10 protein-coding genes and 1 pseudogene are annotated in these 16,029 nt (G+C 66.9%); 5 read left to right on the top strand and 6 right to left on the bottom strand.

Going from position 1 to position 16,029, the window contains the following annotated elements:
- Positions 1-4: 4 nt before the first annotated feature.
- Complete coding sequence (locus tag EDD39_RS24020) at positions 5-1,054, bottom strand: LacI family DNA-binding transcriptional regulator (RefSeq protein ID WP_244256978.1); 1,050 nt, start codon at positions 1,052-1,054, stop codon at positions 5-7.
- A 482-nt stretch (positions 1,055-1,536) separates the two neighbouring features.
- Here EDD39_RS24020 and EDD39_RS24025 point away from each other — a divergent pair, with 482 nt between their 5' ends.
- The 4 genes from EDD39_RS24025 to EDD39_RS24040 all read left to right on the top strand — a co-directional run bounded on the left by EDD39_RS24025 (position 1,537) and on the right by EDD39_RS24040 (position 6,499).
- Complete coding sequence (locus tag EDD39_RS24025) at positions 1,537-2,892, top strand: ABC transporter substrate-binding protein (protein ID WP_208765569.1); 1,356 nt, start codon at positions 1,537-1,539, stop codon at positions 2,890-2,892.
- 44 nt (positions 2,893-2,936) lie between these two features.
- On the top strand, positions 2,937-3,875 hold the full coding sequence (locus tag EDD39_RS24030) for a carbohydrate ABC transporter permease (RefSeq protein ID WP_123559223.1): 939 nt from the start codon (positions 2,937-2,939) through the stop codon (positions 3,873-3,875).
- The gene (locus tag EDD39_RS24035) at positions 3,872-4,807 is read left to right on the top strand and encodes a carbohydrate ABC transporter permease (RefSeq protein ID WP_123559225.1); all 936 of its coding nucleotides are present in this window, start codon (positions 3,872-3,874) and stop codon (positions 4,805-4,807) included. Before EDD39_RS24030 ends, EDD39_RS24035 begins: the two co-directional genes overlap by 4 nt.
- An 84-nt stretch (positions 4,808-4,891) precedes the next feature.
- Positions 4,892-6,499 carry a beta-N-acetylhexosaminidase gene (locus EDD39_RS24040; protein WP_162870112.1) on the top strand — a complete coding sequence of 536 codons (1,608 nt, stop codon included), beginning with the start codon at positions 4,892-4,894 and terminating at the stop codon, positions 6,497-6,499.
- Between the two features lie 166 nt (positions 6,500-6,665).
- Here the strand turns inward: EDD39_RS24040 and EDD39_RS24045 are convergent.
- From EDD39_RS24045 to EDD39_RS24065, 3 genes and pseudogenes are all read right to left on the bottom strand, one after another.
- A pseudogene (locus EDD39_RS24045) lies at positions 6,666-6,959 on the bottom strand (transposase); the annotation flags it as partial.
- Between the two features lie 1,275 nt (positions 6,960-8,234).
- Positions 8,235-8,921: a response regulator transcription factor gene (locus tag EDD39_RS24060; RefSeq protein ID WP_123559229.1), complete on the bottom strand. Its 687-nt coding sequence runs from the start codon at positions 8,919-8,921 to the stop codon at positions 8,235-8,237.
- A 131-nt stretch (positions 8,922-9,052) separates the two neighbouring features.
- Positions 9,053-11,263: an MMPL family transporter gene (locus tag EDD39_RS24065; RefSeq protein WP_123559231.1), complete on the bottom strand. Its 2,211-nt coding sequence runs from the start codon at positions 11,261-11,263 to the stop codon at positions 9,053-9,055.
- A 338-nt stretch (positions 11,264-11,601) separates the two neighbouring features.
- Between EDD39_RS24065 and EDD39_RS24070 the strand changes: the two genes are divergently transcribed.
- Complete coding sequence (locus EDD39_RS24070) at positions 11,602-12,744, top strand: sensor histidine kinase (protein ID WP_244256981.1); 1,143 nt, start codon at positions 11,602-11,604, stop codon at positions 12,742-12,744.
- A 1,156-nt stretch (positions 12,745-13,900) separates the two neighbouring features.
- Here EDD39_RS24070 and EDD39_RS24080 read toward each other — a convergent pair.
- Positions 13,901-14,677, bottom strand: a complete 777-nt coding sequence (locus tag EDD39_RS24080; RefSeq protein WP_123559235.1) for an enoyl-CoA hydratase/isomerase family protein — start codon at positions 14,675-14,677, stop codon at positions 13,901-13,903.
- Positions 14,674-15,903, bottom strand: a complete 1,230-nt coding sequence (locus tag EDD39_RS24085) for a CaiB/BaiF CoA transferase family protein (protein WP_123559237.1) — start codon at positions 15,901-15,903, stop codon at positions 14,674-14,676. The genes EDD39_RS24080 and EDD39_RS24085 overlap by 4 nt, the downstream gene beginning before the upstream one ends.
- Positions 15,904-16,029: the final 126 nt, after the last annotated feature.

Here is a 16,029-nt window from a genome sequence, read left to right on the forward strand (position 1 = left end):
ACTCCTAGCTGTGTGCAGCCACTCGACGTGGCGGCGCGGTCGACTCTCGGACCGCGAGGATTGGTTCTCGAAGATGCATGCGGCGGCCGGTGGGCGTGGGGGAGACGATCTCCTCGACCAGCAGGGCGACGCCTTCGGCCGCCATGGCGTCCAGGTCCTGGACGATGGTGGTGAGTGCGGGGTTCAGGAAGCGCGCTGCGGGGATGTCGTCCATGCCCACCACGCTGACGTCGTCGGGCACGCGCCGGCCGCGGTCGTGCAGCGCCCGGATCACGCCGATCGCCATCTCGTCGTTGGCGACGAAGACGGCGGTCATTGCCGCGTCCTCGGCGAGGCGGAGCCCCGCCTCGTAGCCGCCCTCGCAGGACCAGCTGCCGCCGACGGGTTCGGACAGCGGCAGGTCCGCGTCCACCAGCGCGGAGCGCCAGCCGTCGGCCCGGTCGCGGGCGGCCCACCACCGGTCGGGGCCGCTGACGTGGCGGATCTCGGTGTGGCCGAGTTCGATGAGGTGGCGGGTTGCCACATAGCCGCTGCGGTCAGCGCGTTCGGCGGACTCCACCCGGCGAGGTGACGCGATCCGGTGGAAGCGGCCCATGGTCAGCACCGGTACGTCGACGTCCACGGCGATGGGCTCTCCGTCATCGATGTCGTCCGGCAGGATGATGCCGTCGACACCCTGTTCCAGCAGCCGCTCCAGTGGCCCGGCGAGGGCATGGCCCGCCTCCTCGTCCGTGTGCGCGACGATGGCCGCGTAACCCAGGCTCCTGGCCGCGGCTTCCGCCGCGACGAGGAGTGTCGTCGGTCCGTAGAGCTTGGCTCCGAGCGCGACGACACCGATCCGGCCGGTCCGCCCCGAAGTCAGGCTCCGGGCGGCCGCATTGGGCCGGTAGCGCAGTTGCTGGGCCGCCCGGAGCACTTTCTCCCGCACTTCCGGGCGGACGTGCGGCTCGCCCCGCATCACGCGCGACACGGTCTTCTGTGACACGCCGGCCAAACGCGCCACGTCGGTGCTCGCAGGCCGCGGAACCGCCTTGTCCCCATTGGTAGTTGCCACTGCTCGTCCGATCCTTTCGCGCAGTGCTTCAGCAGATGCGACCCAGTGTCGGCTGCAGCGCGGCCTCAGACTACGTAGTCAATGAACGCTTGGGAAGACCTTCCGTTCACCACCTCTTCCTCAAGAGGGCATCTGACTTGGGAAGTTCGATTCCAATGCGTCGACTCCCTTGACGCCACACGTCCGAAAACTTACGGTACCGCTACCGCTTGACTGCGCAGTCAAAGTCCGGGCGGTTCGCAGGCGAGTACCGAAACCGGGCTTGGACTGCTGTGACCGGACGGATCGACACGGTCGGGGCCAGCCATCAGAACGGGACGACATCGACTCGTCACGGATCGTGAGGTCCGATCTGGCCGGCGCCAACTTCCGCAACCTCCCGGTGTCAAGACCGGCCCGGCTGTGGCCTGGCCCGCATGTGCGTCCGGTTCCAGGTCGCCCGCTCGGACGCCCCCTTCCCCCCACGATCGAAGGCAGCACTCATGAGAAATCTCCGCAGAACCACGATGGCCGGCGCCGCCGGCGCCACCTCGCTCGTCCTGGCACTCACCGGCTGCAGCTCCTCCGGCGACGGGAACGGTACGAAGGCTCCGGCCAAGGCGCTGACGCAGTCGGAGATCGACAAGGCGATGGACACGCCGACGACCATCACCTTCTGGTCGTGGCTCCCCAACATCCAGGACCAGATCGACCTGTTCGAGAAGAAGTACCCCAAGATCAAGGTGGTCCTGGTCAACCAGGGCGACGCCAGTGCCCAGTACGTGAAGCTTCGCGCCGCCGTCAAGGCCGGCCAGGGGGTCCCCGACGTCGCGCAGGTCGGCTACGACTACCTGCCCTCCTTCACGCAGACCAAGAGCCTGCTGGAACTGACCCCGTACGGGGCGGACAAGATCGCCTCCGACTTCGTTCCCGGCGTCTGGAGCCAGGTCGTGCAGAACGGCGGCATCTACGCCGTCCCGCAGGACTCCGGCCCCATGGGCACCCTGTACCGCACCGACATCCTCTCCAAGGCCGGCGTCGACGCCCCCGCCACGTGGGCCGACTTCGCCACCGCTGCACAGGAGGTCAAGTCCAAGACCGGTGCGTACATCACCAACCTCCCCGGCAACGACATGCCGCAGACGCTCGGGTTCTTCTCCCAGGCCGGTGCCAGTCTGTTCACCTACGACGGGAAGACGACGGTCGGCATCAACGTCGACAACGACGTCACCCAGAAGGTGGTCGCCTACTGGCAGGACCTGATCCAGAAGGACCTGGTGTCCACCGACCCGGACTTCACCGACGCCTGGTACCAGGGCCTCTCCCGCGGCAAGTACGCGACCTGGCTGACGGCGGCGTGGGGTCCCACCTTCCTGGCCGGCAGCGCCAAGAACACGAGCGGCGCCTGGCGTGCCGCAACGCTGCCGCAGTGGAGCGCAGGGCAGAACGTCTCGGGCAACTGGGGCGGATCGTCGGACGCGGTGATGGCCGCCACCAAGAACCCGATCCCGGCCTACGAGCTGGCGAAGTTCATCAACAACGACCCGTCGTCCACGATCGAGCTCGCCAACAAGCAGTCGCTCTACCCCACGACGATCAGCACGCTGTCCAGCCCCGCGTTCACGGACGCGAAGTCCGACTTCTACGGCGGCCAGCAGGTCAACAAGTTCTTCGCCGACGTCTCCAGCACCGTCCCGCAGAACCAGAAGTACGTGCCGTTCGAGGACTACGTGAACTCCTCGTACAACGACACCTTGGGCAAGGCGATCGCCGATCACGGTGACCTGAAGGCCGCGCTGAGCGCCTGGCAGCAGCAGCTGGTCACCTACGCCAAGCAGCAGGGTTTCAGCGTCAAGTAAGCGCCGGCCGGGCGGGGGCCCGGCCACTTCACCAGAAGGCAGTCATGACCGCCGAAACACCGCGCCGCATGGCGCTCTCCGCACCGGCCGCCCGCCGAAGCCGGGGCATCCACGCCGGCCAGACGAGGACGGCGTGGCTCCTGATCCTCCCCTTCCTGCTGGTCTTCGCCGCGTTCTTCACCGTCCCGCTCGGCTACTCGGCGTACCTCAGCCTCTTCACCTCGAAACTGGTGGGCGGCGAGGTGTTCAGCGGATTGGACAACTACAGCAGGGCGCTGCACGACCCGCACTTCTGGGAAGGTCTGCGCCGGGTGGCGTTCTTCCTGTGCGTCCAGATGCCGATCATGCTGGCTGCCTCGACGTTCATCGCTCTCGCGCTGGACAGCCAGCGCGTTCGCGGCGGCAAGTTCGTGCGCCTGCTCGTCTTCGTGCCCTACGCCGTCCCCAGCGTGGTCGCCACCCTGATGTGGGGGTACCTCTACGGCAAGGACTACGGGCTGATCACCCAGATGTTCGACGCCGTGGGCCTGCACGCCCCCGACCTGCTGTCCCCGGGGAGCATTCTCGGGTCGACGATGAACATCGTGTGCTGGGAGTTCGTCGGCTACAACATGATCGTTCTCTACGCGGCCCTCCGCTCGGTGCCGAACGACCTCTACGAGGCTGCCGAAATCGACGGCGCCGGGCAGTGGCGAATCGCCTGGAGCATCAAACTGCCGGCACTGCGGCCCGCGCTGCTGCTGACGCTCATCTTCTCGATCATCGGCTCGTTCCAGCTGTTCAACGAGCCCAATCTGCTGTTCAACATCGCCCCCAACGCGATCGGCAGCGACTTCACCCCCAACCTGTACGCATACAATCTGGCCTTCCGCGGCCAGGACAACAACTACGCAGCTGCGATCGCCTTCCTGCTCGGCTTCGTGGTCATGATTGTCGCCTTCGTCGTCCAGGGCGTCACCAACCGGAAGGAGCGTCAGGCATGACCGCCCCTGCAATGAGCACCGAGGCGGAGCATGCCGCGGTGAAATCCGCACCCGTGGTCGGTCGTCGGCGGCGCAAGGCGGAGCGCGGCAAGCAGCGGAGCAGCGTGCTGACCGTCATCATCTGGCTCACGGTGCTCTACTTCATCGTCCCGTTGCTGTGGCTCGTCATCTCCAGCACGAAGGACAACGCCGACCTCTTCACCACCTTCGGCCTCAAGCTCGGCCACTCCTTCCAGCTCTTCAAGAACCTCGGATCCCTGTTCACCTTTCAGGACGGGATCTACAGCCGGTGGCTGATCAACACCGTCCTGTACGCCGTCGTCGGCTCGGTCGGGGCTGCCGTGCTATCCACCATGGCCGGCTACGCCTTGGCCAAGTACCGCTTCCCGGGCTCGCGGGCGGTGTTCAACATCGTCCTCGGCTCCATCATGGTCCCGTTGACCGCCCTCGCCCTTCCGACCTACCTGCTCTTCGCCGCCGCCCACCTGACCGACACCCCCTGGGCGGTCATCCTGCCGTCGTTGGTGAGCCCCTTCGGGGTCTACCTGATGCGCGTCTACGCGGCCGACGCCGTCGACGACAGCATTCTGGAAGCAGCCCGCATCGACGGGGCCAGTGAATTCCGGGTATTCCGCACCATCTCGCTCAAACTGCTTACGCCCGGCATCGTCACCGTCCTGCTGTTCCAGTTGGTGGCCACCTGGAACAACTACTTCCTGCCACTGATCATGCTCAACTCTCCCAAGCTGTTCCCGGTCACCGTCGGGCTGGCGCAGTGGCAGGGCGCAGCTGCGGCCGGCGGAGGAGCCCAGGTGCTCTTCTCCACCGTGATCACCGGAGCGTTCGTCTCCATCATTCCCCTGATGATCGCTTTCCTCTTCCTGCAGCGGTACTGGCAGTCCGGTCTCGCTACCGGTGGCGTCAAGGGGTGAGTACAGCGGCGCGAAGTCGAAACAGCGCCGCGCCGGCAATCCGAAGTTTCCGTGCACCGCCGACACCCAAGAAGGTGAATGGCCATGCGAGACAAGACAAGACCATCTATCACCCGCCGCTCGTTCGTCGGCTCCGCCGCCCTGCTGGGCGGCATGGCGGCAGTGCCGTTCGCGGCCGGGTCGGCGCACGCTGCCGACCCGGCGACGGCCGGTACGGACCGTCCCCAGACCATTCCCGCACTGCGTGAGTGGTCCGGGCGAAGCGGCGCCTACCACCTTGGAGCCTCCTGCCGCATCGTCGTGTGCGGATGGGGAAGCGGACAGCTCCGAGGAGTGGCGGAGACCTTCGCCGCCGATCTGCGTGCCGACGCCAAGAGCGCTGCGAGCATCGCCGTCGGGGACGTCCCCGCGGCCCGAGGGGACATCGTCCTGCGGCTCGGCGCCGTCGACCCGGATCTCGGCGCCGAGGGCTACCTGCTGGAGGTCGGCGATCGCATCACCGTGACCGCCCGCACCGTGAAGGGGGCGTTCTACGGCACCCGAACCCTCCTGCAGCTGTTCCGGCAGGGGCCGACCGTCCCCGCCGGTGTCGCCAAGGACTGGCCCCGCTACACCGAGCGCGGCCTCATGGTGGATACCGCTCGCATGAACTTCTCATACGAGTGGCTGGCCGACCGCATTCGGGATATGGCCTACCTCAAGCTCAACATGCTCCACCTTCACTTCACGGACGACGAGGGCTGGCGCATCGAAAGCCGGCTCGGGGTGCAATCCGATCCCTGTCTGACCAAGCAGCAGGTCCGCAACCTGTTGGCGCTGGCCGCGCAGTACCACGTCACGGTGGTCCCCGAGATCGACATGCCCGCGCACACCGGGGCCCTTTTGGCCCACTACCCGCAGTACCAACTGCGGGACTCCTCGGGGGTCGTAGCGCCCGGAAAGATCGACTACTCCATCCCCGGTGCCCGGCGCCTGCTGCGCCAGGTGGTCGCCGAGTACCTGGACCTGTTCCCCGGCCCGTACTGGCACATGGGCGCGGACGAGTACATCGTCTCGTCCGCCTACGCCGCCTATCCGCAGTTGGTCGCCTACGCCCAGCAGCAGTTCGGGCCGAACGCGATCGGCAAGGACGGCGTCCGCGGTCTGGTCAACGAGATGCACGACTTCGTGCGCGATCAGGGCCGCACCATGCGGGTCTGGAACGACCTGTTCAGCCACGAGGGTGTGGTCAAGCTCGACCAGGACCTCGTCGTCGACTGGTGGTCGGACCTCTACTACCCGTTCCAGCCGGTCAACCCCGACTCGCCGCAGACCCTGATCGACGCCGGATACCGCGTCAACAACCGTGGTTTCTTCCCCACGTACGACTTCCCGCAGGGGCCGCCGGCGCAGCCGTCGATGCCGTGGACCTACGAGAACTGGGGTGTCGACACCTTCCATGGATTTGCGTACAGCGGCGACTACCCCACCAGTGGGTTTTCCACTGTGAGCCCGGCTGCTCCGGGCAACCTCGGTTCAGCCGTCAACCTTTGGAACAGCGGTGGCAGTTGGACCGAGGACGAGGCGGCGGTATCAATCTTCCCGCGCCTGCGTGTCATGGCGCAGAAGACATGGGAGTCGCCCGTGCTCGTCGCCGGGTACGGCGACTTCCTGGACATCATCACCAGGGTGGGATCGGCGCCGGGCATCTGACCTTTCCCGCCCTAGCCTCGATGCTTCGTGACGGCCCGTCGGTTTGTCCGGCGGGCCGTTTCGGCTGTTAGGGCTGATGGCGGGCATCCCTGTAGCCCGGCTGCCGCGTCGGGTGGGTGCCGGCTTCCGCCGCTTCGGGTGTGGGGAGAGGGGACGTCGTTGCTGGTCATCCGGGGTTCAGCAGTGCTCGGAGGCGGTCGTACGCGCTGGTGATGATCGGGATCCAGGACCAGTGTCGGCAGAGCCGGAGCCAGGGTCGGCGGCCCGTCGTAACGAGATGGGCGGCGGCCGAGAACAGGCGCAGCCGTAGGCGTTTTGGTTCCCGCCTACGGGTTTCGCTGGTCAGGGCGAGCATGGGAATCCAGGCGAGCAGCAGGTCCAGGGTGAGCTGGACTGCCGGGCGTCGGACTTTGTGGCAGGGCTCGTTTCTCACGGGTCCTGCCGCTTGAAGGGGCCTGATCGATCATGGTGAGGCCTCCGACGCCTCCGTCGGAGGAGAAGGCCCGGATCGTGCTGCCGATCCTGGCCAGTCAGATGACCGTCGCCGAGGCGCGCGGCAGGCGAAGGTGTCCGAGCAGTCGACCGGCACCTGGAAACGCCGGTTCCCGGAGTCCGGCCGGGCCGGCCTCGCGGGCACGTTCGGTCCCAGCGCCCGGGAACAGCAACTCGAAGCCCAGACCGCCGACTTGACCCAGGCGCTGGGTGAGGCCGCGGCCGGAGAAGTCCGCGGAGGGTCGGCTGGGCCCTTCGAGGGCCTCGCGGTGATCCGCACCGGGGCGGGCATGCCGACCGCGCGGTTCTGCCGACTCATCGGCGTGCCCGAGCGGGCCTGGCGCCGTCACCAGGCCTGTGCCCGCGCCCGGCTTGCGAGGGCGTCCGGGAGAGCGCCCGTCGGCACGCACCGGCCCACTCGGCCCGGGGCCACCGCAAGGTCTGAGCGATGTGCCGTTGGGACGGTCACCGCGTGTCCCAGGCGACCGCGTTGCGGCTGCTGCGCGACGAGGGCCTGCTGCTGGAGGCCGGCTACCAGCGGGAACGGCGCCGGCTCGCCGCCCGCCGTAAGGCCGCCTTCGCGACCGGGCCGACCGGCCCGAACCAGGTCCGGCAGCTGGACTTCTCCGAGTTCGAGACGCCCGGCGGCGGCATCTGGCGGCTCGCGGGCTGCCGGGGCTACTGGTCGACGTACGAGCTGGGCCGGCACGTGTCGCCCACCGCGAACCGGTACGACGCCATCGCCGCGATCGAACTCGCCGTCAAGGAAGCGGAGTTGCGGCCGGAAAGCCACTGGCCGAGCTCGCCCCGCGCGACGCGGACGGGACCGTTCAACCGCTGGTCGTCACCGACAACGGCGGACCGTTCCGCTCGTTCCGGTTCGAGGCGTTCATCGCCACCCGCCCCGAACTGCGGCACGTCCGCACCCGGGTCCGCACGCCCGGGCAGAACGGTTCACGTGAACACGGCTTCGGCTCGCTCACGTACGAGAAGCTGTTCCTCGAGGAGATCCCCGACGCCCTCGACCTCGTCCGGAACCGACCCCATGACGTCCACGCCGGCGCCGCGGACCCGCTCATCCCCAACTTTCCCGAACCCGAAAACCTGCCAGCTGCTTGACGCAGGAGACGCGTGGCGTGCTGCTGGAAGAGAGAAGCCGTCACGTACCAGGCGATGGGCTTCCCCACATCCGAGACGGCCCGGGGTTGCGCCTGCGACGAGTCGGCATCGGGCGTAAAAGCCTTCAGCGCCCTCTTGGATTGGCGCGGACAAGGCCGGACTTGTAGGCGAAGACGACGAGTTGAGCGCGGTCGCGGGCGTGGAGCTTGGTCATGGCGCGGTGAATATGCGTGCGGACGGTGAGCGGGCTGACGACGAGCAGCGCGGCGATTTCGTCGTTGGCCAGGCCCTCGGCGGCCAGGGCCATGACCTCTCGCTCGCGTGCGGTCAGATTCTCGAGACCGACTGGTTCAGCCAGAGGTTCCACACCCGGCGAGTCGGGCGTGGCGAGGAACCGGCTGATCAGGGTCCGGGTCGCATGGGGGGAGAGCAACGCTTCTCCTGCGGCGATGGTGCGGATGCCGTTGAGAAGGTCGTCGGCACTGACGTCTTTGCCAAGGAAGCCGGACGCGCCTGCTTGTAGGGCCTGAGCCACGTACTCGTCCATCTCGAACGTCGTGAGAATCAGGACGCGTGTGCGGGAAAGTGCAGGGTCCGAACAGATGGCGGTGGTGGCGGCGATTCCGTCCATGCCGGGCATTCTGATGTCCATCAGGACGACATCAGGACGGTGAGCGAAGGCCAGAGCGATTGCCTCGGCCCCGTCTGAGGCTTCCCCGACCACGTCCATGTCTTCATCCATGTCGATGAGAAGGCGGAACGTGGCGCGGAGCAGCGCCTGATCATCGGCCAGCAGCACTCGGATGGTCATCGATTCGCCTCTCCTCCAGGTGCCAGGGGCAACGGACAGCCCCGTCGACGCTGCTTCCATCATCACAACTTAACGTTCGAGGGAACTCGGTGGGGCCGCCAGCATGCTGGCGGCCCCACCCGGGTGTTCCGTCAGTGGACCGAGTTCACGTCGACCAGCTTCTGCTCGACAGATGGACGACGGGCGAGAGACTCACCCTCGATATCGACGCGAGGCAGGAAACGGTCCAGCCACTGCGGCATCCACCAGGCCTTCCTGCCGAGCAGCACGAGTGTTGCGGGGACGATTGCCATGCGGACCACAAAGGCGTCGAAGATGACCGCGGTCGCCATGCCGAAACCGATCAACTTGATTAGTGGATCGGCGGCGCCGATGAAACCGGAGAACACCGAGACCATGATGAGTGCGGCAGCGACCACGACGCGGGCACTGGTACGCAGTCCCGAGACGATCGCGTCGTGTGGTGCCTCGCCGTGAGCGTAGGACTCCCGCATTCGGGAAACCAGGAAGACCTGATAATCCATGGCGAGCCCGAAGACGATCCCCACCATGAAGATCGGCATGAGGCTCATGATGGGGCCTGTGGCATGCACGCCGAGCAGGCTCGCGCCCCAGCCCCACTGGAAGACAGCGACTACCGCACCCAGCGCCGCGAGCACCGAGAGGAGGAAGCCGACGGCAGCCTTGAGCGGGATCAGAACCGACCGGAAGACGACCATCAGGAGCACGAAGGCCAAGCTGACCACCACGCTCAGGTAAGGGACCAGAGCACCTTGTACCTTTTGGCCGCTGTCGATGTTAATTGCCGTTGAACCGGTGACGGAGAAATCCATGCCGGTCCCAGCCGTAATCGATGTCCGCTCGCTGCGGATACTCTCAATCAGAGATCGGGTTTTGGTGTCCGTCGGTGAGGTTGACGGCACGACTGACAGAATGGCCGTGTCACCGGCGGTGTCCACGTGGGCCGGGGAAACGTGGACCACTCCAGGCGTGGCACGTAGTACGTCCGCGATTTTGGATATCCCAGCCTGCGGATTCTGGGTGCCCTTGGCGTCCACGACGACCGTCAGCGGACCATTGAAGCCGGGACCGAAGGCCTTGGCAAGATCGTCGTATGCCCGGCGCTCCGTGGTGGACGTGGGTTGTGACTCGGCCCCGGTCGTGCCGAGATTCAGCTTCAACACGGGCGACGCCATGATGCCCAGGCCGACGACGGCGAGGAGCAGGACTGGCAGCGGGTGGCGCAGTACCAATCGGCCCCACAGGGCCCCGCCGTTCGCCTTGCCCCCGCTTCCCTTCGCCTCGACCTTGTCCGTGCCCTTCCGAACCCGGCGAGCCAGGGTCTTGTGCGGCCAGAATCCGAGCAGGGCCGGCACCAGTGTGAGAGAGACCAGGACAGCCACGGCGACAGCGCCAGCGGCACTCAAGCCCATCTTCGTCAGTGCGGGAATGTTCACCACCGCCAAGCCCGCAAGGCCAATGATGACAGTCAGTCCAGCGAAGACCACCGCCGAACCGGCAGTACCCAAGGCGCGCCCGGCAGATTCCTGCGGGCTGTGGCCCTTGGCCCGCTCCTCCCTGTACCTGGAGATGATCAGGACGGCGTAGTCGATGCCGACTGCGAGGCCGAGCATGTTTGCCAGGGCTGAGGTGCTGGTCGAGAGCCCGAAAGCACTGCCCAGCGCCATGATGCCTGCCGTGCTGATGCCGACGGCGAGAATCGCGTTGAGCAACGGCATACCGGCGGCAGCCAGCGAGCCGAACGTCACGAGCAGAACCAGGGAGGCGGCGATGAGTCCGATCCCCTCAGTGGCACCGCCCACTGACGGCTGGGTAGTGAGCGCGTTACCACCGACCTCGACAGCGACGCCGGCGTCACGGCCGTGTTGGACAGCGTCCTCCAGTGACTTCCTGCTGGCGGCCGTGAGGTCCTTGGCCGCGACCTTGTAGCTGACGTTGACGTAAGTCGTCGTGCCGTCCTGGCTGACCGCTTGGGCTGTGAAAGGGCTGGCCGCGCTCGCGACCTGCGGGCCGTTCGCAATCTCAGAGACGAATGTGTCGACGGCCGACCTGTTCTTTCCCTCGGTGATCTTCTCGCCACCCGGCGCTACGAACACAACCTGAGCGCTGGCACCGTCAGCTCCAGCGGATGGAAAGCGCTCTTCGATCAGGGTGAGTGCCTTCTGCGACTCGGTACCAGGCATGGAAAAGCCGCTGTCCGGCGCAGCAGGTGCAAGTGACGCGCCGACACCGACACCGGCTAGTACAACCACCCAGAGCACGGCAAACGTCCATCGACGCCGGAATGCCAGTCTGCCTAGCTGGTAGAGGAATGCGGCCATTGTAAGCAGGTCTCCCGATCTTGTCTCGGATACCTGCCCAGGCTCTGATGAAACGGTTTTCCGGTCGTCGTGCAGATGCCGTCTCTTCCTCTACGGCGATCTCAGTACACACAGCTCATGCCCCTGCAATCCCCGGCCGAGCACCTCGCCAGGCGATCAGCCGCCTACTGCAGATGTATGACATGAAGGCGAGGCAATCATCGGCGCGCACACGATGACGGCATCCGACAATTCCGAGACGATGGAATCCCGGTCTCTACCCGTACGGGACCCGAAGCTGGACAGGACGAGGCATGATCAGCAGGTGGCGACAGGCACTGCGTGACCACCCCCGCGCCATGGACGCTGCCCTGGCAGCTGTCTGCTTCGTGCTCGCCGGTCCTGGCACGGTGCCTCAATACCCTCACAACGCCGCCCTGCCATGGTGGCCGGGTCTGCTGATCGCATTCATCGGATGTGTCTCCCTGCTCTGGCGCCACGGCTGGCCCAGGGGAACCCTCGCTGTGACGAACCTGTGCGCGGTCGCCGTATGTGCCATCGGATACCTCCCCACCATCCTGCTACTGGCACCGCTGATGGTGGCCCTGTACGAGGTCACCGTCCGACTGCCGGCCAGGGCGTCGTACCCCGCCGTCATGCTGAGCGTCGGATCGGTGATCGTGGCGGCGCTGCTGGGTGGATCAGCAACCGAGCCGATCGTGCTCAAGACCGCCGCTCCCGTGGCCTGGCTGCTGCTGCCCGCCGCACTCGGCGGCCTCAGCCGACTCCACCGTGCTGTGCTGGCCGCCGAACGCAACCGAGCTGAGTACGCCGAACGCACGCGCGAGGACGAGGCCCGGCAACGGGTCGCGGAGGAACGGTTGCGGATCGCGCGTGAACTGCACGACGTGGTGGCCCATCACCTCGCCCTGGCGAATGCGCAGGCCAATGCCGTCGCACGCCTGCTGCGCAGCAAACCGGAACAGGCGCAACAGTTGGTTGACCAGCTGACCCAGACCACCTCCGAAGCCCTACGCGAGATGAAGGCGACCGTCGGTCTGATGCGGCAGGCATCGGACCAGTCCGCACCCCTGGAGCCTGCTCCAGGGCTTGCGCACGTCCCTGACCTGATCGAGTCATTTGCTTCAGCAGGACTGATCGTCGACGTTGCAGTCGAGGGCGAATCGCGAGCGCTGCCGCCGGGCGCAGAGCTGACGGCCTACCGGATCATCCAAGAGGCTCTGACCAACGTCACCAAGCACGCGGATACCGATCGTGCAGAGGTACGGCTCAACTACGATCCGGACCGGCTGCGGATCACCGTCACCAATCGGGGACCGGCCCGCGACATCCCCTCGACTGCACCTGGTTACGGCATTCTGGGCATGCGCGAACGCGCCCACTCGGTGGGCGGCATCCTGCGAACGGAACCGCTGCCTGGCGGCGGATTCAAGGTATCTGCGGAGGTGCCACTGACGCGGGCCGCAGGCCGGGCGCAGTGACTCCGGAACAGCATGTACCTGGGGGTGCGACCTGTCTTCCACACGGGCCGGCCTCAACGTCGTACGGCTGTCAGCACCGAGGAAGCCATCCCGCTCTCACCAAGGGCATTGGGGTGCATGGGCGCTGCTGGCGAGGCGGGAAGTAGGAGCTCGATCCAGCGAGTGCCCTCGGGCGTGCAGGCGTCGTGGCGGAGCAAGCTCAGCTGCTGTAGTCGCGTGCTTCCGATTCTTCATACAGGGCCTCCCAAGGCGCTCGGGCAGCGGAAACGAGTAAGGCCGACCGCTGAGGCCCATCAGCCTTTCCGGTCAGCCTCGGCGTGTCGTCGTGCGGATACCGACATGTGGCCTACTGCGTCCGCAGTACATCGTCCGTCCTGTGCTGCTGTTCGAAGACCGAAGCATGGCAAACGCCCAGCGTGAGCACGTGAGGGGCGAGTGCTCCGGTCACGCAGCGGACCAGCCATCGTCGGCCGGCAGGATGGCATCGTCGAGGTTGCTCGCCGTGCCGGAACCGATAAAGACAGTGGCTTCGCCTGCTCGTCAGACGAAGCCGTTTCCCTGATGTTCCCACCGACGAGGGCGAGTTGGGGCCACTACTCGATCTTCCGTGAGCCATGTCTGGCCATCCGCGCCAGGTGGTCCGGATCGGCGAAAGCGATGTTGGCCAGGAAACTGTGTCGCAGCAGTCATCAGATGCCCTCGACAGGGTTGAGCTCGGGCGCGTACGGGGGTAACTGGGAGATGCTGAGCCGTCTCTGGGGAGCGACGCACTCCTTCATGCGCGGCCAGATGGATGTTCAGGCTGTTCCGGACCAGGACGATCGGGCCGTCGAGCTGGTTCTGCGCGGCGACGATCAGGTCGCGGTAGCCGGTCCAGCCGGAGTTCGTGCGGCTCTTGCCCCGGCCCTGCCCGTCGTCCAGCCGGGGCGGTAGGTCGGCTGCGAGCGCTCGTCGGCCTTGTCGCAGGTCAGGGCAGTGATCGAGGCCCGTCGGCCGTAGCTGGCACACACCCGGACGACAGGCCTTCGGCCACGGCGTCCCCAGGTACGGGGCCGGATCGGCGTCATCGAGACCCAGACCTGGTCCTGGAGCACCGGCCAGGCAACGAGCGCAGTCACTGGAACTCGTGAATCCCGTCCCACGCGAGTATCTGTTTCTACAGCCTGCTTGCCCGGCCTGGGAGTCGGCGCAGGAAAACGCCCAGGTTGTGTTGCATGACCGCGAAGTCGGCGGCAGGACCGGAAGCGCGGTCTCGCATGTGGGTGCGCACGGGTTCGACGGTGTTGCGGACCGCCTGCTTGGCGGCGCGCAGCGCGCCGAGAGGCTGAGCGGTGACCGCAGCGACAAGGGCCGCGGTGGCGTCTTCCAGGTCGTCCTCGGGCACGGCACGGGTCGCCAGCCCAAGTCGGGCCGCTTGTGTGCCGTCGAGTAGGCGGCCGGTGAGCACCAGGTCCATCGCCACCGCCGGGCCCGCGACGACGGCGAGCCGGGCCGCGAACATCGGCGGCAGGAGGATGCCCCAACGGGCCACGGGCATGCCGATCCGGGCGTCTTCTGTGATCACGCGTAGGTCGCAGGCGCAAGCGAGCTGGCAACCGGCACCCACCGCGTCGCCGCGGATCCGCGCGAGGGTCGGTACTGGTATGCGCTCAAGAGCTGTCAGGGCGTTCTCCATCGCCACGAACGATGCTTCTACGACCTCTGGATCGGCGCCGAGCCATTCGCGCAAGTCAGAGCCGGCGCTGAATGTCCGGTCGCCGTGGCCGGCGACGATGACCGCTCGCACGGAGAGATCGGTGGCCAGGTCGTCGAAGACGCTGGCGAGTACCCGCCAGTCGCGGATGCCGAGGGCGTTGGCGTGCTGGCGCTGTCCGATCCGAACTGTGGCGATGCCGTCGGCACGGTGGACATCGACAGCGGCGGTCGAGCTCACCGGACCGCTCCTTCTGCCCGCAGCCGGGCGATTGCGGTTCGGTCGTAGCCTGCTTCGGTGAGGATCTCGTCGGTGTGCTGACCCAGGACGGGCGGAGCGGTGCGGATCCGGGGTGGGGTGGCGCTGAGGCGCAGCGGGGAGCCGACCGTGCGGATGGGGCCTGCGGTGGGGTGGTCGAGGTGTGTGATCATGCCTCGGGCCGTGGCCTGCGGACTGGTGAGAGCCTCGGCGACGGTGCTGATCGGTGCGCAGGGCACGCCTGCTTCCGTCAAAGTGGCTGCCCAGTCTTGCGTGCTGCGCCTCGTCAACGCCTTTTCCAGGAGGGGGATGAGTTCGCCGCGGTGGCGAACGCGGTCAGGGTTCGTGCTGAACCGCGGATCGGTACCAAGGGTTGGCGCTTCGAGCGCACGGGTGAAGCGCTGCCAGATGCGGTCGTTCCCCACTGCGACCATGAGGTGGCCGTCCGCGGTGGGAAGCGCCTGGTAGGGGACGATCGTCGGGTGAGCGGAACCGTGGCGTGCAGGGGGATTGCCAGTTGTGAACCAGCCGCTCGCGACGTAGCTCAGCCAGGCGAGTTGCCCGTCGAGGAGGGAGACGTCGAGATGTTGGCCACGCCCGGTGTGCGTGCGGGCTTGCAGGGCGGCGAGGATCCCGATCGTGGCCCACATGCCTGCGGCAAGGTCGGCAGTGGCCACGCCCGGCCGCAGTGGGGGACCGCTTGCTTCGCCGGTGATGCTCATCATGCCGCTTTCCGCCTGGGCGATGGCATCGTAACCGGGGCGTGCGGACCAGGGCCCGGTGTGGCCGTAGCCGGAGATGGACGCGTAGATCAGGCCGGGGTTCTCTTCCGCGAGCGCACCGTAGCCGAGCCCCAGCCGTTCGGCTGTCCCGGGGCGGAAGTTCTCCACGAATACGTCGGCGCGCCGGGCCAGTTTGTGCAGGAGGCCGATCCCGCCCTCAGTCTTCAGGTCGATACCGATGCCGCGCTTGTTGCGGTTGGCGGAAAGGAAGTACGAAGACTCAGGCCCCTGGAAGGGGGGTCCCCACTGGCGAGTGTCGTCGCCCTGTCGGGTGTCTTCCACCTTGATCACTTCGGCGCCGAGGTCTCCGAGGATCATGGTGGCGAAGGGGCCGGACAGGATCCGGGACAAGTCGAGAACCCGGATGCCCGTCAGGGCCGATGGGGTCGGATGGGGGGAGGTGGATTGATGCGCGGTGGCGGGCATGCGCGAACTGCCTCTCTAGCGGATGGTGCTGAGCCGTGGCGGCGATCAGGCCACTCTCTACGGCGTCTCAGCGGTGAATGGGCGGAGCCTGGAGCGCGCCCAGGTCACGATCCTTGCTTTTCGCCG

It is taken from the genome of Kitasatospora cineracea (assembly GCF_003751605.1).
GTDB classification, from domain to species: Bacteria; Actinomycetota; Actinomycetes; order Streptomycetales; family Streptomycetaceae; genus Kitasatospora; species Kitasatospora cineracea.

What these genes read in the sequence shown, in the direction of transcription:
- EDD39_RS24025 (WP_208765569.1), top strand. Translation starts at nt 1,537, where the DNA reads ATGAGAAATCTCCGCAGAACCACGATGGCCGGCGCCGCCGGCGCCACC.
- EDD39_RS24030 (WP_123559223.1), top strand. Translation starts at nt 2,937, where the DNA reads ATGACCGCCGAAACACCGCGCCGCATGGCGCTCTCCGCACCGGCCGCC.
- EDD39_RS24035 (WP_123559225.1), top strand. Translation starts at nt 3,872, where the DNA reads ATGACCGCCCCTGCAATGAGCACCGAGGCGGAGCATGCCGCGGTGAAA.
- EDD39_RS24040 (WP_162870112.1), top strand. Translation starts at nt 4,892, where the DNA reads ATGCGAGACAAGACAAGACCATCTATCACCCGCCGCTCGTTCGTCGGC.
- EDD39_RS24060 (WP_123559229.1), bottom strand. Translation starts at nt 8,921, where the DNA reads ATGACCATCCGAGTGCTGCTGGCCGATGATCAGGCGCTGCTCCGCGCC.
- EDD39_RS24065 (WP_123559231.1), bottom strand. Translation starts at nt 11,263, where the DNA reads ATGGCCGCATTCCTCTACCAGCTAGGCAGACTGGCATTCCGGCGTCGA.
- EDD39_RS24070 (WP_244256981.1), top strand. Translation starts at nt 11,602, where the DNA reads ATGGACGCTGCCCTGGCAGCTGTCTGCTTCGTGCTCGCCGGTCCTGGC.
- EDD39_RS24085 (WP_123559237.1), bottom strand. Translation starts at nt 15,903, where the DNA reads ATGCCCGCCACCGCGCATCAATCCACCTCCCCCCATCCGACCCCATCG.